Below are 19,540 nucleotides of genomic sequence, written 5' to 3'. Positions count from 1 at the left end.
TGCGATCGTGACATCCAGGAAGCGTGGAGGCTTTCATTCCGATCCGCACGGGCGTCCCCGGGACGTCCCGGAACGTCCTGGGACGCATGATCCGCCCGGCTGGTGACCCGAGGCCCTGGGGGTGGTCACGCCACCGTCATGCTCCGGCGCGGGCCAGATCCGCGAACAGGCTGGGCCAGCCCCCCTCGGAGGAGTTGCGCTTCTGCTGGTCCAGGATCTGGTGCACGGCTCGTTGGAGGCGGGCGCCGAGGTCCGGGCGGGCCGCTACGTCTCTGAGTGCGGCGCGTAGCTCGGGGGTGCGGTTGACCGGGACGCAGTGGAGGAGGTGTGCGGCGAACGGGTCGTCCAGGAGGGGGAGTTCGCGGATGATCCGTAGCTGGGTGTCCGCGGTGCCGCCTGGGACGAACGACCACATCGCTGCCTGCCATGCCTTGGCGATGTCCTTGCGGCGTCCTGTGCCGAGTGTGCTGGTCCGTAGGCGGCGGCCGACGTCGAGGAGGAGGTCGGCGCACTCGTTCTCGGTGAGGGGGGTGTCGCGTCGGTCCAGGAAGACGAAGTTGCTGGCTTTGATGACGGTGTGCGCGTCGACGGGTTCGTGGAAGGCCAGCCGGAGCGCCTCGGGGATGTCGGAGGCGGCGCCGTGGACGCTGTACCACCACACGCACCACAGGCGGGCCTTCCGGCCGAGTTCGCTCTCGCCGTCCAGTGTGTCGTCCGCGCCGCACTGCGCGCGCAGGAGCCGCAGGGCGTCGGCGGGCGGGTACTCGCGCTGTTCGAGCCCGGCTCCGACGAGTTCCACCAGCCAGCCCGCGGCCAGTGGTTCGGTGACGCGGTCGATCCAGCCCGCCAGTTCCGTCCAGGGGAGTTCCAGCGCGGTGCCCCTGCGCCGAAGTACGACGAGGAGTTCGGCCAGGGCCTTCAGCTTCGTACGGAGCGGGTGGCTCATCGCATCGGGGCGGAACGGTGGTACGGCGGCGCGCAGCGTGCCGAGGGCGGAGTGGGTGAGCCGGGTGAGTGAGGCGTCGTCGAGCGCCACCCCGTTGACCAGCATGGTCTTCGCCTGGCGAAGTTCGCCGATGCGGACCAGCAGGTCCACCATCATCCCGGCCTCGACGGCGTCCGCGGGCCATTTGTTGTACGGCTCCGCCCATGCCGTGACGTCCGGCCCGGTCACGGCGAACCCGCCCGGAAGCTCGTCGAGCGCCGCGACGGCCTCGGGAACACCGGCGACCGCGCCCCGCACGAGCAGGGGAAGCAGGCATCCCGGCGAGCGCCACACCTGGACGGGGTCGCCGGCGGGCGCCTCCCAGGCGGTGGCCGCACGGCCGGCCACGTCGGCGACGCGGTAGGCCGGCAGGTCCAGCTGTTCCAGGGCTGTCCGGGCGACCTTGGCGCGGATGTGCACGAGTGCCTTGTCGTCGCGGTCGGCGATCGGCATGCCCTGGACGAGCCAGTCGACGAACAGGTCGCGCACGGCCCGGCCGACGGGGGTTTCGGAGTCCACGAGACGCACCAGGGAGCCGCGGGACAGGTCGGCGACCTGCTCCCTGCGGGTGACCTGGACGAGGAGGCCGATGAGAGGTGCCGGATCGGCGTCGGGCGGGCACACGTCCGCCGCGGCGGTGAGGAGGCCGCCGAGGAGCGACCGGTCGGATGTGTTCGGGCCGGGAACGGCCGACAGTCGGGGGGCGAGCTCGGTGAGCCGGTCGACCAGCTCGGGGAACGTGAGCGTGCGCAGATAGCGAAGCTGGACGGAGGTGTGCGCCTTGATCAGCGCGGACGAGGCCACCTGCGTGTCACCGAGCAGGTCGTCCGCCCAGTCGGCCCACTGGCGTGGCTCCCCGTGCGCGGGCCCCGACGCGGCCATTCTCGACAGGACGTCCGCCGCGTACTGGTGGTTCTCGGCTGCCAGAGCGGCCCGCACCACGGACCTGACGAGAGGGAAGGCGCCGGCGGGCTGCGCGGGCAGGAGTCGGACGAGGAAGTCGGCGAACTCGCCCCGCGTGGACAGCGCGTGGCCGCCGTCGATCGCGCGCTGCACGAGCCCCGTCGTCCGTACGGCGCCGACGACCTCAGCGGGATCGTGGGGCAGCAGCCGGTCGAGCACCTCGAGGACGGCGATCCAGGCGTTGTCCGCGCGGGCCGCGGCGGCCTTGAGGCAGTCGGCGTCGCGGGGCTCGTACGCCCGTCCTGGGGCGGGCAGCAGTTCCAGGAACTGCCGCAGGGCCGGCAGCGTCAGCCTCGGGGAGCCGAGGATGTGCAGCAGGTCGGTCAGCATGTCCTCGGTCGGCAGGGAGCTCTGGGCGCAGACGGACAGGACGGCGCGGCGCAGGCCGTACCTGACCGTGGTGCGCTCCCCGTCGAGGTCGTCGGAGATGGTCTTCAGCAGCTTCCCCACCGTCGCCGCCGCGGCGTCCGCGGCGTCCTGCGTCCGGTCGGCGCACAGCCACGCCTGCTCCAGCACCGCGAGCGAGAAGTAGTCCTCGCCGTCGGCTTCCTTGAGCCGGTCGACGAGTGCGCCGAGCCCGGCGGCACCCCGGCCGTGGACCAGGGCGTGGCTCGCGGCGTACTCGAAGAAGGTCTGGTGGAAGAACTGGAAGACGCCGTTCGCGAAGTGCCCGACCCCGCGCTTCTCCAGCAGGCCCGCTTCCTCCTTCAGTCGTGCGGCGGTGAGATCCGCGGGCCGCCGGACCCGGTCGACCCATGCCTCGGGGCGGCCGGTCCGCAGCATCTCCAGCGCGAGCGCCATGGCCGTACCGCCGAGGTCGCGGTCGTGGTCCGGGGCGTTGCCGCCGGGGTCCCAGGAACGGCGGTCGCGGGTCACCCGGTGATCCCAGTACGTCTCGTACAGGCCGGTGGTGTCGACCACGTCGGGCACCTGGCCCGGCGTGTAGATCTCGAACAGCATCCGCAGCGTCAACGGGCGCAGGCACAACGGGTGCAGGGAGATGTCCCGGGCCACGATCGTCAGCATTCTGCTGATCAGGTCTTCCCGGAGCTGGGGGTCGTCCGTGAAGAACCGGCTGTGAGCGAGTACGGCGCGCTCGAACTCGCTGGTGGTGTACGGGCCGGCCGCGGCGTCGGTGGCGTAGTCGCTCAGTGGCAGCCGACGCCATTCGGCGGGCAGCTCGGCCGCCTCGGCGACCCGGGAGGTCATGACGACGGTGGCGCCCGCGTCTCCCGCCGCGTGCACGACGGTGACCAGCCGCTCCCAGTCGTCCTCGTTGTTGACCAGCACGTCGACGGTGTCGATCAGGACCGTCACGGTCCGCCCGTCGCCGCGGGCCTGCCCGATCGCCTCGACGAGCACGCCCGGGTCGACCCTGGCACCCCCGGACGGGCCGGAGACCAGCCAGGTCGCCTTCAGGAAGAAGACCTCCCCGGTGTCGGTTCCGCAGCGGCGCCGGGCCAGGCTCCACAGGATGCTGGTCTTGCCGCACCCGGCCTCCCCGACCACCACGAGGGGGGTGAGCGCGTCGGTGTCCAGCCGCTCGAGGAGTTCCTCCTCCAGGTCGCGGGTGACGTAGAGGCCCGCCGCGAACTGGCTCTCCTGGCCGTCGGCGAACACGGTTCCCGAGACGGTGCCCGCCGATTTGCGCGCACGGTCGCTGAGCAGCCGCAGCCGGGGCAACGGGTCACCGGGCCGGAAGCCGAGGACCGGCTCCCGGAAGGCGGGGCCCGGCGGCCCGGCCGGAGTAGAGGCGGAGGCGTCGAGCGCGGAGGCCAGTCGCGCCGAGGCCTCCCGCATGCGGTCACGACCCGGGTGCTCGGTACCGGGGGCGACGGGCACCTCGCGCAGGTCCACGGGTGACAGCAGTGCGAGGCTTCCTGAGGCCTCGCCCTCGACCAGTACGGGCACGAGCCGGCTGGGGGCGCTCGCGTGGTCGAAGTCGTGGACGATGTGATCGCGCTCGTCCGTCATGCCGGGGTCCGCGAGATAGGCGGGGCTGACGAGGGCGAGAACCTTCCCGCCGCCGTCCACGTGCTCCCGTAGCGTGCGGTGCCCCGGCCGGTCGACGGACGGGCCCATGAGGACCTGATGTCCCGAGGCGGCCAGGACATCGTGGACGAGGTCGGCCCAGGACCGGTCCTGAGGCACCCAGCTCAGCATGACGGCAGGTTTGGCCCCGCTCGGCCCGGAGGGTGCGGGCGGGCTCGGATCCAGTAGGCGGGCGTGCGGGCCTGTCGCCACGGACCGGGCGATCATGGACGCCGGAACACCCTGGTTGACCGCGCCCGCGGCGTAGTGGTGGATGCCGACGAGCCGACCCCGGAGATCGACGATCGGTCCGCCGGACGACCCGGGCGTGGTGTTCACGTTCTGGTAGCGGATCCTCGTGCCCTGGTCGTTCACCACCGCCGGAGCGGTCGTGTACGAGACGCGCGTCGGCTCGCCGAGCGGGTGGTGGACGACGAACAGCAGATTCGCGTGGTGGAAGTCGTACGTGTCCCGTTCCAGCAGGTAGTGCCCTCGGGGGACGGTGCCGGCGGAGAGGGGCGCGGGGCCGTACGCCACCGGTCCGCCGCCGATCCGCAGGAGGGCGTAGTCCAGGTGGCTCGGCGGCGCCTCCCAGGCAAGGGGGGAGGCGTTCCGCTCGGCGTCGGTGGGGGGTCTGAAGGCGAGCAGCTCCGTCAACCGCAGGCGCGTTCCCCGCTCATGGGGCGCGGCTCGGCCGTCTCCGTCAGGCGTGAGGAAGTCGAACCGCGCCTCCAGCCCCTCCGGCAGCGTCCCCGGTTCCCGGGCCGCCCCCAGCACGTGGCCGGCCGTCAGCAGGACGTCAGGCCCGACCAGTACGCCCGTCCCCACGGGAAGGCCGCCGATCTCCACGCGCGCGACCCGGCCCATCATGTCGCGCACCACCCGGATGAGGTCCACCGGGTCGATCAGACCGGCGGTGGCCCGGTTGATGCCTTCCAGCCCGCCGTACGCCGTGTCACCGGTCGCGTCGGCTTCGTCCAGCCCGCCGACGGTGAGCGCACCGCCCGCCGTCTGCCGCACTCTCGGCCCCTCCCCCGCCGGAGACGCCGCGTCACCGACGGGGTCCAGGCCGCCGAGCCCGTCGCCCTGCCGGGCGGCGTGCTCAGCGGCCATGCGCGTGGACGATCCGGGCCACGGCCGCGGCATGCACGGCCACGTTCCGCTGACCGGCCACACCTGCGAAGTGCAGGGCGACCGCCTTGCCCGAGTCAAGGTCGATCACGGCCGAGCCGGAGTTGCCGCCCAGGGTCGTGGCATCGTGGTGCACGACGTCCTTGCCCTGCACCGCGGTGAGCTTCCCACCGGCCAGCCGCTTGCAGTCGTACACACCGTCGAAGATCCGCTGCTGGTCACCAAGGTCGGCGCGGGAGTCACGCGCCGGATAGCCGATGACCGCGACCCAACGGCCCGTGCGCGCCCCGGAGGTGTCGAGCTCGATGGGCGGCGGTGGCTTGCCACCGTCCTCATCGGACGCGCCGATCCGCAGCAGTGCCACATCGTGGCCGCCGTTCGGTTCGATCCACACGACCTCGGTGACCCGGAACCGGGACTCCTCCGGCTGCTGGTACTCCTGGTACCAGTCCAGGTCGGCCCGCACGGGTTTCCCCGTCCAGGACTGGTCGAACGCGAATCCCGTGCCGGCCCCGGCTCTGGCCTCCCTGGCGAACACCTCGGCGACATGACGGTTCGTCACGGCGAGTCGCGGACCCACCATCCAGCCGGTACCCACCCACTGCAAGCGGTGGTTGCGCAGGTCGATACGGCCGACACTGGGGATCACCCGCTCCAGCGGCCGACGGGCGCGCTCCAGACGCGCCGTCACGTGCGCGCTGGTGGGCCGACCATCCGGCGGCAGCCGGAACGTCGACCGCTGCACCAGGTGCACCGGCCGGGCGAAGCGCTCGATGATCGCCTCCAAGCCCGAATCGCCAGACACCCAGTCGCCCTGAGCCATGCGCTCCACGACCTCGGCGGCCCGATCGACCGTGAGGCCACCGTCCATGCCTTCGAATCCGCCAAGCACCGCCGCACCCGCGGCGATCTCGTCGAAACGGTCGAGGAACTCCTGCCGCACTTCGTCATCGGAGAACAGTTGCCGATAGTCCAAGACGCCGCCCCCTGGTCCTGGTACGCGGACGGGACAGCGTTCGCGGTCCCTGAGAGTGATGATACGAGGGGGCACCTGGCGCGCGGGAGTGTTCCTCGAGGCCTGACCGGCGCTGCACGCAGGTCCGGGCGGGGCACTTCAGTTCGTCGGAACACGGTGTCCCCGTCCGCCAACGGTGTCCCTGTCGCAACGGTGTCCCCTGCCGCGAACGGTGTGAGGGCGCTGCCGGAGTCCTGACTCGGTCCGGCAGCCCCCCGGCCCACCGGGCGGGCGACGTCAGCGTTGGAGCCAGAGGCTTCCCGTCACCGTGCCGGCCACCGTGCTGACCGCCGTGATCAGCTTGTACGGGACGCGCTGGACCACCAGGCGGAAGCCACCGCATCGCACTTCCAGGAACGGCCTTCGTGGGGAAGGCGCGTTGTCGGACGAGAGGGACATGGGATGCTCCGTTCGTGTCATCAACTGGGTGGCCGGCCTGGACCCAGGAAACCGGCGACACCAGGAGTTGCGACACTCCGCAATTCGAGGGGAAGCACGCCATCGTGTGGTGCTCGCTGTCACCGAGGAGAGGTTCGTGCCGCTGACACCATCGCCAAGAGGGGCCAAACAGCCACGCGGATTGGCCCCACTCACCGGACTCAACCCGGCGGAGGAAGAGCTCGCCCGCTACCTTCGCGAGCTCCACAGCCTCCTGGGGGTGACGTCCAAGCAGCTGGCAGTAGCTCTCACGGAGGCGAATCCGAACGATCCGGTCAGCGAGTTCCAGCTTTCGCGGTACCTGGGAGGCAAGGCACTGCCCAAGCTCTCCCTGATCTCCCGGATGCACGATCTGCTCGCCGAGCGAGCCGGACGAACGGCACATCCCGACGCCGTACTCCAGGGGCGCGAGTTGGCCTTCGCCGCAGCTCAAGCTAAGGGCCCCTTGATGGCGAGGGAAGTCAGACTCGAGGCGGCGCTCGAGGATCTGGAGAACCACCGGGTCCATACGGCCGAAGAGCTGGCGCAGCTGCGCCGGACCCTGGCCGAAGAGGAACAGCGCCTGTCAGACCTCGAAGGCCGGGTCGGCGACATCGATGCAGAGGCCCGCCGCGAGCGGAGTGCCGGCGGAGACGAACGCGAGGAGACCCAGCGTCGCATCAGCCTTCTCGAGGACCTCGTCCGCCAGCACGAAGCCATGCTGCGCCTGATGCAACAGGAAGCCTCGCACATCGAGACGATGATGAGTGCCACGGGCAAGGAGATCGAACTGTGGAAGCGGCGCGAGCTCGTCCCGACGGGCTCAGCAACGACCGCCGAACGGGATTCGTCCAAGAAGACGGCGAACGCGATCGTGGCCCTGCGCGACCAGGACAGCGGTACGGCCGCGGACAACCTGATAGTTCAGTACGTGGCCGAGGCCACTCCCGACGAGCTGGCGCTGTTGTCATGGGAGTTCGAACATCTGAAGCGCCCTCGCGAGAACGAACGCCTGCTGAAGGTGATCGCCACACAGCGTTCCGCAGCAGAGATCCTTCGCCTCTCGACGCACAGATCACTGAGCAGTGCTGGGACTGTCTCGGACAGTAACCGCCTGCCGATCATGGCCAGCGAGCACGCCCCCTTGGACACCTTGGTCCTTCTCATCAAGCTCCTGCGCGAGACAGGACAGGAGGGGAAGCTCGCACGCATGGCCTATGGAGCGAGGAACCGTCCAGACACCGAACGGCTGCGGTTGATCGCAGAGGGACTGAAACCCAGCAGGCCGGATGGGGCGGGTATTCGTCGACTCTGGAGACTCTGACCTAGCAGACCTGGGGGGTGTCCCTTGGGTCGGCACGGGGTCTCCGCACGAGCAAGAATCGGCTGGGTTTGTGGGGCTGCAGTGTCCGTGCGCAGGCTCACAAGCCATTCCCCGCTGGGCAGGGGGCGGTCCGCGCCCACTGCGCGTCCGTCGACAACACCCCCGGACCAACGACCAACTGGCCTGGAACGAAACCGTCTGACCCATCGCTGTTGGACAGTTCGGCTACCCTCCTTCCTCGTGGACCAGTTGACCGCCGAAGACCCGCCCCACATAGGCCCCTACCGCCTCATCGCCCGCTTGGGCGCCGGCGGCATGGGCCGGGTCTACCTCGCCCGGTCCGAAGGCGGGCGCACTGTCGCGGTCAAGGTCGTGCAGACCGAGTTCGCCCAACACGCCGAATTCCGCGCGCGGTTCGCACGCGAGGTCACCGCGGCGAAGCGGGTCGGTGGGGGCTGGACCGCGGCAGTGCTCGACGCGGACACGGACGCGGAGACGCCCTGGGTCGCGACGCAGTACATTTCCGGACCCGATCTGCACTCCGTCGTGGCCGAGCAGCACGGACCGTTACCCGAGCAGTCGGTGCGGGTCCTGGCCAACCGGCTCGCGCTCGCCCTGCAGGCCATCCACGAGGCGGGCCTCGTCCACCGCGACCTCAAGCCGTCCAACGTCCTGGTCACCGTGGACGGGCCCCGGGTCATCGACTTCGGTATCGCCCGGGCGCTGGACAGCATCAGCGGGGACAGCCTGCAGACCCGCACGGGCATGGTGATCGGCTCGCCCGGCTTCATGTCCCCGGAGCAGGTGCGCGGGCTCCACGTCACCGCCGCCTCCGATGTGTTCTGCCTGGGTTCGGTCCTCGCCTACGCCGCCACGGGGCGCCAGCCCTTCGGGGCGACCGGCAACGGGCTGCACGCCCAGCTGTTCCGGGTCGCCGAGGAGGAGCCGGACCTGGACGGGCTGCCGGAGGCGCTCCTCGGACTCGTGCGGGAGTGCCTTCAGAAGGACCCGGCACGACGCCCCACGCCGGAGCAGGTCGCCGCCCGCACCGCCACAGAAGGCACCGACGAATGGCTGCCAGGCGCGCTGCTCGGTCGACTGGGGCGCCACGCGGCACAGTTGCTGGACTTCGACCCGTTGCGCCCGCACACGGCCCTCGTGCCCGGTCAAAGTCCCATTCCGCCGGCGCCTGCCCGGACCGCGCCCACCCCCCGGCCCGTGCAAGAGCCCGCCGCACCTCAGCCCGCGCAAGCGCCCGCCGCACCTCAGCTCGTGCAAGCGCCCGCCGCACCTGAGCCCGCACAATCGCCCGCCGCACCTGAGCCCGTCCCGGCGCCTCCCACATCCCCGCCGGACGCGCTCGCGTACGCGCCCACGGCGGGGCCGGGATACGACGAAACGGCAGGCTCGTACGGTCCGACGCAGACCCCGGACCGGCGGCGTCGCCCAGTCGTCGTGGCGGGCATGGCGGCCGTCGTGGTGCTCGTCACCATCGGCGGACTGCTCGCGCTCCGCCCATGGCAAGGCGGCAAGCACGGGACGGGAGACTCACCGTCTCTGAGGGCTCCGGAAGCGTTGCAGGGGAACTGGGAGGCGGCTCTCGACCTGAGGGACAGCGACGGCCTCCGCATAGAGGGGGTGACCGCACGCCTGTTCATCGACCCGAAGGGCACCGCCCAGTACTCCTTGCTGAACGAGGACCGGCTGTGTGTCTGGGACAGCACCGTCACCGACTCCAGAAGCGACGCGATCAAGCTCGGCACGAGTCGACTGAAGAGCGCAAGCCCCAAGTCCGAGGCGGATCGTTGCGAGGACAACACCGATGACTACGGCCCTGCCGCCCCGGACGGTACCGGGGCGTTCGTAGCCGCGTGGAACGGGACGTACGAGTGGGAGGACGACCCGGGCTACTACGACCACGGCAACGACGGGCAGACCCTCTACAAACCTGACACGTTCATGAAGGCATCCTCCGCCAACGGCGCGCTGCCGGAGAACTATCGGGGCTCGTGGGGCGGGAGGGGCCAGGACGGCACCTACCGCTTCGAAGTCACGTTCGGCGAGGGGGCGACGAAACGCGACATCCGTCTCGTGTCCATCAGCGTGATCGGGGAGAGGTGCGTGTACAAAGCGCAGCTGTTCTCCCAGGAGTCGGCCCGGCTCCGCACCGCGCCCGCAGAGCTCGCCGACAGCAAGCAGCCATCGGGCTGCGCCGACAGTGCCCCCTCGTTGTCCATCTGGGAGAGCGAGGACAAGGGAATACGCAAGCTGTCGTACGAGCCCGTCGGCGGCGCCGACACACCCCTCTTCGAGGCCAGGCACTGGATGGGACAGCTGACCGCTGCGGGCACCTAGCGAGCTCGTGCACGGTTAGCGGACCTAGACCTGGCTACTGCCGCAAAGCCCTGCTCGGCCCCGCCGTGGCAGAGCAGAGGCAGAGCAGAGGAAGGCAGAGCCGAAGCAGGGGGAGGCCCGCCAGATCTCGCAGGCCTGTTCCCTCGTCCTGCGCGATCTCGTCCCGGACTCAGTCTCGCGCCCTCGACTGAGCCGCGCGGGAGGGCCATGCTCACGAGGGTGCGCCAGGCGTCCAGGACGAGATGCTGACGGCCGATCACGCGCTGGTACTCGAGAGCCGTAGCGTCAGCGTGCGGGCGGGCGCATCGACGACGGCGTGTCGTCGAGCGGCCGACTTGGTCAGCGGCCGGCGTCGTCAGCGGCTGACGTCGTCGTCAGCGGCTGGCGAGAAGGCCGTCCACCAGGGCCCGGAGCCCCTCCTGGTAGGTGTCCTCCGCGGTCAGGGGAGCCCAGCGGTCGGCGGCCTGTGCCAGGCGGGGTAGCTCGCGCGGGTCGAGATCGGCGAAGACCTGCTCGCGGTAGGTCGCGCGGTCGTTGGCTGCGCGGCGTCGGGCCGATGTCGTCCTGACCACGATCTCTCCCGCGGTGTAGTACCAGATCGCGCGGTAGCCGTGGACGGCCCGGTCGGGTGAGAGGCCGCATGCGACCAGGCCGTCGACGATTTGCTCGACGAACCACAGCGCGTGCGTGGACATCAGGTCGTCGGCGGTCAGCACTTCCACGATCCAGGGGCAGGCGGCGAGCGCCTCGTGGACGGCGGTGGCGGCCACGACGACCCGCTCGCGGGGGTCGGCGGGCAGCTCGGGCCGGTGCAGGGTCCGGGCGGCGTAGTCGTCCAGCAGGAGGACGAGGAGTTCCTCCTTGTCGCGGACATGGTGGTAGAGCGCCATCGGCGTACTGCCTATCTCCGTGGCCAACCGCCGCATGGTCAGCCGGCCCACGCCTCCTTCATCCACGATCCGGCGGGCTGTCTCGATGATCTCCTCGCGAGAGATACGAGGAGGTCGGCCCAGGGTTTTGCGCGGTGCAGACGGTTGCGGCATGCCCCCCATCATTCCGCAGATGTCGACAGCGGCGAACCTCGGCGTTAAGTTTTCTTACATGTATAGAAACTCTAGAGGGAGGCCCGGAGTGGTGCTGGCGGCAGCCGCCGTCGCCCAGTTCGTCGTCGCCCTGGACATGTCCGTGGTCAACGTCGCCTTACCCGCGATCCGCACGGCGCTGGAATTCGCGCCGCTCGACCTGTCGTGGGTCGTGCACGTGTACGCGCTCACTTTCGGCGGGTTCCTGCTGCTGGGCGGACGCGCTTGCGACCTGTACGGCCGACGCCGGATGTTCGTGCTGGGGCTGACCGCCTTCGGCTTGTGCTCGTTAATGGGTGGTCTGGCCCAGGCCCCCTGGCAGCTGATCAGCGCACGCGCCGGCCAGGGCCTGGGCGCCGCCGCGGCCGCGCCGGCCGCACTGGCGATGCTCACCACCACCTTCGCCGAAGGCCCCCCGCGCGTCCGGGCCCTCGGCGTGTGGAGCGCCGTGAACGCCGCGGGCGGCGCGCTGGGCGTGCTGGCCGGTGGACTGCTGACCGAGTACGTGGGCTGGCGCTGGGTCATGCTGATCAACCTGCCCATCGTCGCGGCGGCTCTCGCGCTCGTCCTCACGGGCGTCCCCGCCGGAGCGCCCCCCGCCGGCCGCGAGAGGCTGGACGCGCTGGGCGCCGTCCTGGCAACCGGAGGCGTCGGACTCCTCGTGCTCGGTGTCGTCCGCACCGACACCCTGGGCTGGGGCTCCACGACCACGTGGGCGACCCTCGCCGCCGCGGCCGTACTGCTCGTCGCCTTCGTGCTCGCCGAGTCGAGGGTCACCGCACCCTTGCTACGCCTGGGTCTGCTGCGCAGCCGCTGGCTCGCCGGCGCGAACGTCGTCGTATTCCTCGCCGCGGCAGGTCAGTTCACGGCGTTCTACTTCGTGTCCCTCTACATGCAGCAGGTCCTCGGCATGGGCGCCGCAGCGACCGGCACCGCGTTCCTGCCCTTCTCCCTGGGCCTGATCGCCGGAACCATCGTCGCGACCCGTATCACCACCTCCCGCACCCCCCGTGCTTCCCTGGTGCCCGGCGCCCTCCTGGCCGCCGCAGGCCTAGCCTGGTTCGCCCTCATCAGCCCCGACGGAAGCTTCCTCACCGACGTACTCGGCCCGTCCCTCCTCACCAGCGTCGGCGCCGGACTGGTCCTGGCTCCCGTCGCCGGCGCCGCGACCACCGGCGTCGCCCCGCGCGAGGCCGGCATGGCGACCGGCCTGATGAACAGTTCCCGCCAACTCGGCGGCTCCATCGGCCTGGCCGCCCTCGCCACCCTCGCCGCACATCACACCGGCACGGCCACCGACCCCGCCGCACTCAACGGCGGCTACGCCCTGGGCCTGGCCATCGCCGCCGCCCTCTTCCTAGTCGCGGCCGTCGTGGCGATCGGCGTACTGCCGCGCCACCGCGCCGTCGCTCCCCTCCCGCGCCCCAGCACCCCCGCAGACAACCAGCTGGAAGGAACTCCCTCATGACGACGACCGCCACCGTCGACCTGTTCGCCTCGGCACTGCATTTCCACCCGCACGGCGACATCCGAGCCACCGCCCGTCAGATGACCAGCAGCGACTCCGGCACCTGGCAGATCGCCACGTTCCACGTGGACACCGACGCCGACGTCCACGCCGACCACTGGGAAATGCACCCCGAGGCCGAGGAAGCGGTGTGCTGCCTCACCGGCGCCATCCGCCTCTACTTCCGCCCCGACGCGGCCGGCGCGGCTGGCGCGGCTGGCGCGGCTGGCGCGGCCGAAGAAATGGTGCAGCTGCAGGCCGGCGCCGCCGTGATCATCCCCCGCGGTCGCTGGCACCGCCTGGAACTGGACGCCCCCAGTGACCTGATGTCCATCACCCTGCGCCAGGGCACCCGCCTGGAGAAGCGCACCGACATCGATTGATCGACAGGGGGCCCGGCAGGTGGCTGCCGGGCCCCCACCAACCTCACTCGAAGGCTCGGCGGCAACCGGTCGGCGTTCCAGCTCCGTTGGTAGGTCGGCTCGTCGAGCACGAGCAAGCAACGGCCCGCCACTACGGGGATGTCATCGGGCAGACCCTCGTTCCAGATCCGCTCGCCGTTCGGGGCCCGAAGCCTCCTGCTTCCTCTTGAAGATCACCGGCACACCTCAGGCTCGGGATCTCTCCGCCGCCATCAGCCAGGGCCGTTCGGATCTCGCGGACCACTATCACTCAGCGCGTCTTCCGCCTGCACGTCAGAGTCCATCACACGCTCAGCGAGTTGTAGGAGGAAGCCGTACGAGTTCCAACGCCCCTCGATGCGGATGAAGTAGGAGCGGCTCGAAGTCCTGAAGATCTCACGCCGGCGGACCTTCCAGAGGTCATAGCCAAACGTTTCCGCTGCCTGCAGCAGCGCGGCCTCCGCCTCCTCCGCACTGCCATCGAACTCGGTAACCGTCCGGGCATCTCGGCTTCGCCCCTCCGAGATGCCGTCAACAGGTATGCCCAGCACGATCCAACGCGACACCGGGTTCTCCCCCCTGGCACCGTCAGGCACGGCGCACGCGGGCTCAGTGTCTCAGGTCTTCGGCAGCGCCGGTCCGACGGTCCGCTACGGCACGACTTGACGATCACGAGGAGCCTCCCCGTGCCCACGGGAGAGGCGGAGCGACGTCCTCGTCATTGTGTCGTCGTGGCCCTCGGCGCGGAGCTAGGCGAACAAACAGTCTGGCGCACCGCGTGCTGCCGATGACAGGATGAGCCTCGTGATGATCACCAGAAAGGCTCATGCCACGTAAGCGTCCAGGCGCGATCCGCGCCGCATCGGAGCGTCAACCGCCCCAATGGGCTCGTGAACTGCCCCCGATCGACCGCCTGTCGCAGGATGCGAGTGCCGCAATCCACTTGGTGGAGCATGGTTTTGCCGGCTACGAGGTTCGACCTGGGCGGACCTCGCAGTTTCTCTACAGCTACAGAGAGTTCTTGCGGCAGCCTGGTCGGAAGCTGAGGTTGACCGCCTCGGAGTGCCCTGCCTGTCCGGGGTGCCAGTACGACGATGTCGCGGTGGTCAGGGACGCGCTGGAGCACATCGCCGGACTGCTCCCCCTTCCGGCACGCGCTGAACTGCGACAGCTGCTTGCCGGCCTCGATGCAGAGTTCCGCCGCAGGACTTTTCCCGAGCCTGATCCGAGCCATTGGGTGGACTGGAGCGGAGAACCCTCTCCGTGGTGGCACCGACGGTTGTACGTGGGCGGGTGATCGGCGTGTGCGTGGCGGGACCTCTCACGATCTGCCTATCCGTAAGCCGCCATGGCACCCACCGCCGCCCTCAGTCGTCGGCAGCGACCAGGACGGTGAGAACGCCCGACCCGCGATCGACGAGGACGAGTTCGTGAAACTCGCTATGGATAGGGCCGTAATCGTGGTGCGCATCGTCGGGGAGGTTGCCCAGCGCATACCGGCTCGTTGCCTGGTGGATCGTTGCGTAGACCGCTTCCTGCAGCCGATTGGCGAGAGCGATGGGGACTCCGAACCCGCCATCAGCCCATGAACGGATCACATCAGTAGCGGTTTCGTCGCCGACGGAGAGGTAGGTGTCCGGGGTAATGCGGTCCGACCACCACTGTCCATGGCGTGGTTCGTCCCATACGCCGGCCCCGTCGTACGTATCGCGGAACTCTGGATGAGCCATCAGGGCAGCCAGCACGTCCCGGTCATCTGGCACATCGGGCGCGAGGTGGAAGCGCTTCATGTGGACCCATCGGTACCCGTGGCCATGCCCGTCGGGGAACACGAAGTCTCGAAAGTTGATGAGGAAGGTGTCCCAGTGGGTCAGCGCATGTGTCGACGGGGACGGCATGCCGATCAGCATCGCCTAACACTCCGGACGAGCAAAATCAGAAGCCGGTGAGGCCCGAGAGCGGCCACGCCATTGCCTACCTCGCGCCGCCGCTGCCCCCGCGCTCGGTTGGGTGACCTCAGACCTGCTCCGTATAGCTGCTCCGTGTGTACCTGCTCCGTGGACACCCACCGTCACCACACGCACAACAACCTCGTCATGACGGGGCTGGGCGGCCGGGCGTCGCGACCGTACGGGTTAGGCTCGCGATGATCATCCTGGATCGTAGGGGGTGCGTACATGGATCTCAACGGACGCACGGTGGTCATCACCGGGGCCGGGCGCGGGCTGGGTCGTGCGTTGGCATTGCGGGCGGGTCGGCTGGGCGCGCAGGTGTTCGTGGCCGCGCGCTCTGTGGAGGCTGCCCAGAAGGTGGTCGGTGAGGTGGCGGAGGACAGCGGTGCGTCCGCTTGCGCGTTCGCCTGCGATCTGGCCGAGCCTGCCTCGATCCCTGCATTCGCCCAAGAGATCGCGGGCCGTACCGACCGGGTGGATGTACTGGTGAGCAACGGTGCTCGCTACCTCGGGCCCCGGGCTCTGGGATGCCGATGACGACGCGATCAGCGGCACCATCGCCTCGGGGGCCACGGGCACACTGCTGGTGAGCAAGCACTTCCTGCCGCTGTTGCGTGGTGCCGCCGGCGCGGACGTGGTCAACCTGGTTTCCTCGGCGGCGGAATCCCGCAATCACCGTTCCCAGGCCCACCCTGCCTTCTACGCCGCCAAGGCTGCCCAGGCCGGGTTCGCCGACATTCTTTCGCAGCGGCTGCGCTCCGAAGGTATTCGCGTCATTTCCCTCTACCCGCCTGATTTCAACGACGGCGACCCGCTCGCCTCTTCCTGGGACAGCGCTTCCCGGTCCGCCGGCGACCCGTTGACTGCCCAGTCCGTCGTCGACTGTGTCCTGTTCGCGATCGGTCAGCCGAGGGATTGCTTCATCCGCTCCTTCCACTTCGAACAGCAGTGATCGCTCGGCTTTCGCGCGTCAGGGACGATCCTCAAGAGGCCTGAGTGGTCAGGTGCAGGTCAGGTCGAGGCGGTAGGCGAGGTCGGCGGCGGTGAACGCGGCTCGGAGGGCGTCCCTGCCCTCGGTGAAGTGGGCCCAGCCCTCGTAGTGGACGGGGACCACCCGGCGGGCGCCGAGGATCCTGGTGGCTTCGGCTGCCTGGGCGCTGTCCAGGACGATCACCGCTCCGTCGAACAGTACGTCGAAGCGGGGTGCCCCGGCGAAGAGGATCGCGATGTCCACCGGGCCGAAGTGTTCGGCGATCTGCTTGACGGCGTCGAGTGAGGCGTTGTCGCCGCTGACGTAGAGCGTGGGCAGGTCCTGTCCGGTCAGGACGAAGCCGACGACCTGGCCGGTGATCGGTTCGACGTCCTCGCGGGCGCCGGGCCCGTGGACGGCGGGCACCGCTGTCACGGTGATCGTGCCGCCGTCGGGCCGCTGCAGCTCGATCACGTCCCAGTCGGCCAGCCCCTTCGTGCCGTCCCCCAACCGCTGAGCACCTCCGGGCGTGGTGAGTGTGAGCGGGACTTGGGCGAGAAAGGCGCGGCCGGACGTGTCGAGGTTGTCGGGGTGCTCGTCGTGGGAGAGCAGGACCACATCGACGTGGCCGGGTGCGGCAGATGAGCGCGCGGTCTTGGTCAGGCGCCCGCCGGGCACCTCGTAATCACCGGGCTCGTCGAAAGTGGGGTCGGTCAGGAAGCGCAGGCCGCCGTAGTCGAACAGGGCCGTCGGACCGCCAAGGACACGGACAGGTATTGCCGTCATCACGATGCCTCACGTTTGAGTAGTCGCTTATCCGTGATGAACAGTAGCGACTTCTCACGGATGAGAGCAAGACGTAACATGAGAGGCATGGATGAGAGTCAGTCAGGCGACGACGTCGCGGCGACACCCGCGCCGGGAGCCGAGGAGTACCTCGCCCTCGACTTCGTCAACAGCGCCATCGCGCTGCCCGGCGGGCATTACGTCGACCTGCTCGGCACCCCCGCGGCAACCAACCAGTGGCTCACGGAGCACGGACTGGCTCCGGCCGACGCAGGGGTGCAGGAGATGTGCGCGACGCAGCTGCGCTCATTGCGCGAACACATCAGGTCACTGTTCGCCGCACGGGTAGCCGGTCTGCCCGCGCTGCCCGGGGCGCTGTCGGCCGTCAACGACGCACTGAGCAAAGCCCCCACGGCCGCACTGCTGCACTGGGACGAGAACAACGGCCCCTACCGTGCGACGCCGTGCCCCACCAACGAGATCCTCGACCGTGCCATGGCGACTCTGGCCGCCAACGCCGCCGACCTACTGACCAGCGCCGACGCCAACCGCCTCACCGCCTGCGGCTCTCCTCCCTGCACCCGCTACCTGCTCCGCCACGGCCGCCGCCAATGGTGCTCCGTCCGCTGCGGCGACCGCGCCCGTGCTGCCCGCGCGTACGCCCGCCGTACGCGCCCCACGCCCTCGCGCTGACCAAGCAGGGCGAGTTCGACTGGAGGCGAGGGGCGGAACGCGGGAGGGCTGAAGGCCCGGTGCGCTGGCGGCTGGGCGGGCTGGAGGCTCGGGGGGCTGAAGCCGGGACGCCCCAGTCGCCCCAAGTGCCCCAGGCGCTCCGGCCGCTCCAGTCGCTCAAGGCGAAAGAGAGACCGCTCCGTCGTTCTCGTGGCACCAGGTAAGCAGCGTCACCTGGCGGCCCTTGGCCTCGCGCTCGATGGGCTTGTCGTCGGTGAGCTGGAAGCCGGTCGTGCGGGCCACAGCCACGCTTCGGAGGTTCCCTGCTTCGATGCGCAGCAGTACTCGTCTTGCGCCCAGCTGGCGACGGGCGTAGTCGGCCACCAGGGTGACGGCTCGTGAGGCCAGGCCCTGCCGCCGATGTCGGCTGCCGACGCCGTACGCGAGCTCGACATCTCGCGCGTCGAACTCGCAGCGACACAGGAGGACCTCGCCGCGCGGCTGCTCACCGTCGGTGGTGATCGCCAACTGCGCGGTCTTCCGGCCGTCCTCGCGGCCTTCGTGGGCCCTGGCCAGGTACTTGCCCGCCGCTGTCGAGTCGAACGGAGAGGGCACCGGAGTCCATCGGTCCATCTCGGGGTCGTCGTAGAGCTCGACCAAGGCCGGCAGGTCGGTCTCGGCCCACTCCCTCAGCAGGATCCCGTCTCCTGATAACCGAATGCTCGACGGCAGGACGATCTCACGTTGTCTGGGCATGCGCCGATCTTGCACTGCCCGAACCTCGAACTCCAGAGCTGGCAAAGCCTCGGGGTAGGTATACAGGCGCGGGGCTTGCGGCGAGGACGGGGCCGGTCAAGTACGACCGTACGGCCGACCGGCTTCCAGCCATCCGACGTTCAGCCGGACGTCTCGTTGCCGGCCAGTCGCATACGTAAGCCTCCGGCCACGCGCTAGTCCGGCTCAGGGCCTGGGCCGGTGAGCGACTGCCTCAGGTGGGCGAGGTGGTCCAGTGTGGTGAGGGTGTCCGGGTGGTCAGCGGCTGGCAACCGGGCGGAGTCCGCTGCCACGCGCTCCATCAGGTCGAGCGCCTTGTCGGTGTGGCCCGACTGTTGGTAGAAGCCGACCAAGTCGTAGCGGGCGATGACGAGGTCGGGGGCGGTCGACGCCGAAGAGCCGTTCGCAGTCGGGCACCACCGACTCCAGGAGAACGATGGATTCCTCGGTTCGCCGTACCTGCGCATAAGCCCCGGCCAGGCACCCGCGGGCGATGACCGTGTCGACGTGATCGGCGCCGAGTACGCGTTCGCGGGCCGGTACCACCTGCTCCAGCAGGCCGATGGCTTCTTCGAACCGGTCGGCTTGACGGTACGACTCGGCCAGGTTGGCGCGGGCGAGGAGGGTGCTCGGGTGGCCGTTGCCGAGCAGGCTCTCGATGTCGGACAGCACTTGCTCCTGCAGGATTAGCGCCTCCTGCGTCCGGCCTGCCATCTGGTAGAGGCGGGCCAGGTTGTTGCGGGCGGTGAGGGTGCTCGGGTGGTCGGCACCGAGCAGACGGTCACTGTCGGAGACGACCTGCTCCTGGAGGCCCAGGGCCTCTGCCGCCCAGTGCCCCTCCCGGTAGGCGCCGACGAGGTTGGCTCGGGCGAGGAGGGAGATGCGGTGGTCGGGGCCGAGGAGCCGTTCGCTGTCGGCGACCCGCTGTTCGAGCAGTTCAGCGGCTTCCTCGGTCCGGGCTGCTTGGAGATAGGCGCTGGCCAGGCTGTTGCGGCTGAGGAGGACCTCGGGGTGGTCGGGGCCGAGCAGCCGCACGCCGTCGGCCACGACCTGCTGGAGGAGCTCGATGGCTTCCTCGTCTCGGGCCAGATGGGCAGGAGGCCGTCCGCGGCGGCCGCGGCGAGGTGGGCGAGGCCGGCCGCAGGGATGGCTTCGCGTACGGCGCGGGCGGTGAG

16 protein-coding genes are annotated in these 19,540 nt (G+C 69.9%); 7 read left to right on the top strand and 9 right to left on the bottom strand.

Annotated elements, in window-relative coordinates:
- Positions 1-136: 136 nt before the first annotated feature.
- The 3 genes from MRBLMG1_RS20750 to MRBLMG1_RS20740 all read right to left on the bottom strand — a co-directional run bounded on the left by MRBLMG1_RS20750 (position 137) and on the right by MRBLMG1_RS20740 (position 6,524).
- Positions 137-5,092 carry a trypsin-like peptidase domain-containing protein gene (locus MRBLMG1_RS20750; protein ID WP_367825583.1) on the bottom strand — a complete coding sequence of 1,652 codons (4,956 nt, stop codon included), beginning with the start codon at positions 5,090-5,092 and terminating at the stop codon, positions 137-139.
- Entirely contained in the window at positions 5,082-6,086 is a 1,005-nt protein-coding gene (locus MRBLMG1_RS20745) for a trypsin-like serine peptidase (RefSeq protein ID WP_367825582.1), read from the bottom strand. Before MRBLMG1_RS20745 ends, MRBLMG1_RS20750 begins: the two co-directional genes overlap by 11 nt.
- Positions 6,087-6,362: 276 nt before the next feature.
- The gene (locus MRBLMG1_RS20740; RefSeq protein ID WP_367825581.1) at positions 6,363-6,524 is read right to left on the bottom strand and encodes a hypothetical protein; all 162 of its coding nucleotides are present in this window, start codon (positions 6,522-6,524) and stop codon (positions 6,363-6,365) included.
- A 259-nt stretch (positions 6,525-6,783) separates the two neighbouring features.
- On the opposite strand from MRBLMG1_RS20740, the gene MRBLMG1_RS20735 reads away from it, so the two are divergent.
- Together MRBLMG1_RS20735 and MRBLMG1_RS20730 are read left to right on the top strand one after the other, a co-directional pair.
- A complete protein-coding gene (locus tag MRBLMG1_RS20735) occupies positions 6,784-7,866 on the top strand; it encodes a hypothetical protein (RefSeq protein ID WP_367825580.1) in 1,083 nt (360 codons plus the stop codon).
- A gap of 240 nt (positions 7,867-8,106) precedes the next feature.
- A complete protein-coding gene (locus MRBLMG1_RS20730) occupies positions 8,107-10,221 on the top strand; it encodes a serine/threonine-protein kinase (protein WP_367825579.1) in 2,115 nt (704 codons plus the stop codon).
- Between the two features lie 374 nt (positions 10,222-10,595).
- On the opposite strand, the gene MRBLMG1_RS20725 is transcribed toward MRBLMG1_RS20730, so the two are convergent.
- Positions 10,596-11,264 (bottom strand): TetR/AcrR family transcriptional regulator, encoded by a 669-nt coding sequence (locus MRBLMG1_RS20725; RefSeq protein ID WP_367825578.1) that lies wholly within the window; start codon positions 11,262-11,264, stop codon positions 10,596-10,598.
- 58 nt (positions 11,265-11,322) lie between these two features.
- Here MRBLMG1_RS20725 and MRBLMG1_RS20720 point away from each other — a divergent pair, with 58 nt between their 5' ends.
- Both MRBLMG1_RS20720 and MRBLMG1_RS20715 read left to right on the top strand, forming a co-directional pair.
- Complete coding sequence (locus MRBLMG1_RS20720) at positions 11,323-12,771, top strand: MFS transporter (RefSeq protein ID WP_367825577.1); 1,449 nt, start codon at positions 11,323-11,325, stop codon at positions 12,769-12,771.
- On the top strand, positions 12,768-13,193 hold the full coding sequence (locus MRBLMG1_RS20715; RefSeq protein ID WP_367825576.1) for a cupin: 426 nt from the start codon (positions 12,768-12,770) through the stop codon (positions 13,191-13,193). Before MRBLMG1_RS20720 ends, MRBLMG1_RS20715 begins: the two co-directional genes overlap by 4 nt.
- A gap of 251 nt (positions 13,194-13,444) precedes the next feature.
- On the opposite strand, the gene MRBLMG1_RS20710 is transcribed toward MRBLMG1_RS20715, so the two are convergent.
- Together MRBLMG1_RS20710 and MRBLMG1_RS20705 are read right to left on the bottom strand one after the other, a co-directional pair.
- Positions 13,445-13,762: a hypothetical protein gene (locus MRBLMG1_RS20710; RefSeq protein ID WP_367825575.1), complete on the bottom strand. Its 318-nt coding sequence runs from the start codon at positions 13,760-13,762 to the stop codon at positions 13,445-13,447.
- Between the two features lie 816 nt (positions 13,763-14,578).
- Entirely contained in the window at positions 14,579-15,121 is a 543-nt protein-coding gene (locus MRBLMG1_RS20705; RefSeq protein ID WP_367825574.1) for a hypothetical protein, read from the bottom strand.
- Between the two features lie 267 nt (positions 15,122-15,388).
- Between MRBLMG1_RS20705 and MRBLMG1_RS20700 the strand changes: the two genes are divergently transcribed.
- Positions 15,389-15,700, top strand: a complete 312-nt coding sequence (locus tag MRBLMG1_RS20700; RefSeq protein ID WP_367825573.1) for an SDR family NAD(P)-dependent oxidoreductase — start codon at positions 15,389-15,391, stop codon at positions 15,698-15,700.
- Positions 15,660-16,115 (top strand): SDR family NAD(P)-dependent oxidoreductase, encoded by a 456-nt coding sequence (locus MRBLMG1_RS20695; RefSeq protein WP_367825572.1) that lies wholly within the window; start codon positions 15,660-15,662, stop codon positions 16,113-16,115. Before MRBLMG1_RS20700 ends, MRBLMG1_RS20695 begins: the two co-directional genes overlap by 41 nt.
- 48 nt (positions 16,116-16,163) lie before the next feature.
- On the opposite strand, the gene MRBLMG1_RS20690 is transcribed toward MRBLMG1_RS20695, so the two are convergent.
- Positions 16,164-16,919, bottom strand: coding sequence for an MBL fold metallo-hydrolase (locus MRBLMG1_RS20690; protein WP_367825571.1), 756 nt, complete (start codon positions 16,917-16,919; stop codon positions 16,164-16,166).
- An 87-nt stretch (positions 16,920-17,006) separates the two neighbouring features.
- On the opposite strand from MRBLMG1_RS20690, the gene MRBLMG1_RS20685 reads away from it, so the two are divergent.
- Positions 17,007-17,612: a CGNR zinc finger domain-containing protein gene (locus tag MRBLMG1_RS20685; RefSeq protein ID WP_367825570.1), complete on the top strand. Its 606-nt coding sequence runs from the start codon at positions 17,007-17,009 to the stop codon at positions 17,610-17,612.
- A 156-nt stretch (positions 17,613-17,768) separates the two neighbouring features.
- Here the strand turns inward: MRBLMG1_RS20685 and MRBLMG1_RS20680 are convergent, their stop codons facing one another.
- The gene (locus MRBLMG1_RS20680; protein ID WP_367825569.1) at positions 17,769-18,347 is read right to left on the bottom strand and encodes a GNAT family N-acetyltransferase; all 579 of its coding nucleotides are present in this window, start codon (positions 18,345-18,347) and stop codon (positions 17,769-17,771) included.
- Positions 18,348-18,623: 276 nt separating this feature from the next.
- On the bottom strand, positions 18,624-19,433 hold the full coding sequence (locus tag MRBLMG1_RS20675; RefSeq protein WP_367825612.1) for a tetratricopeptide repeat protein: 810 nt from the start codon (positions 19,431-19,433) through the stop codon (positions 18,624-18,626).
- Positions 19,434-19,540 lie beyond the last annotated feature (107 nt).

The organism is Streptomyces sp. LMG1-1-1.1, assembly GCF_040815545.1.
Classification (GTDB): Bacteria; Actinomycetota; Actinomycetes; order Streptomycetales; family Streptomycetaceae; genus Streptomyces.
This window is presented reverse-complemented; position numbering and strand designations above follow the sequence as displayed.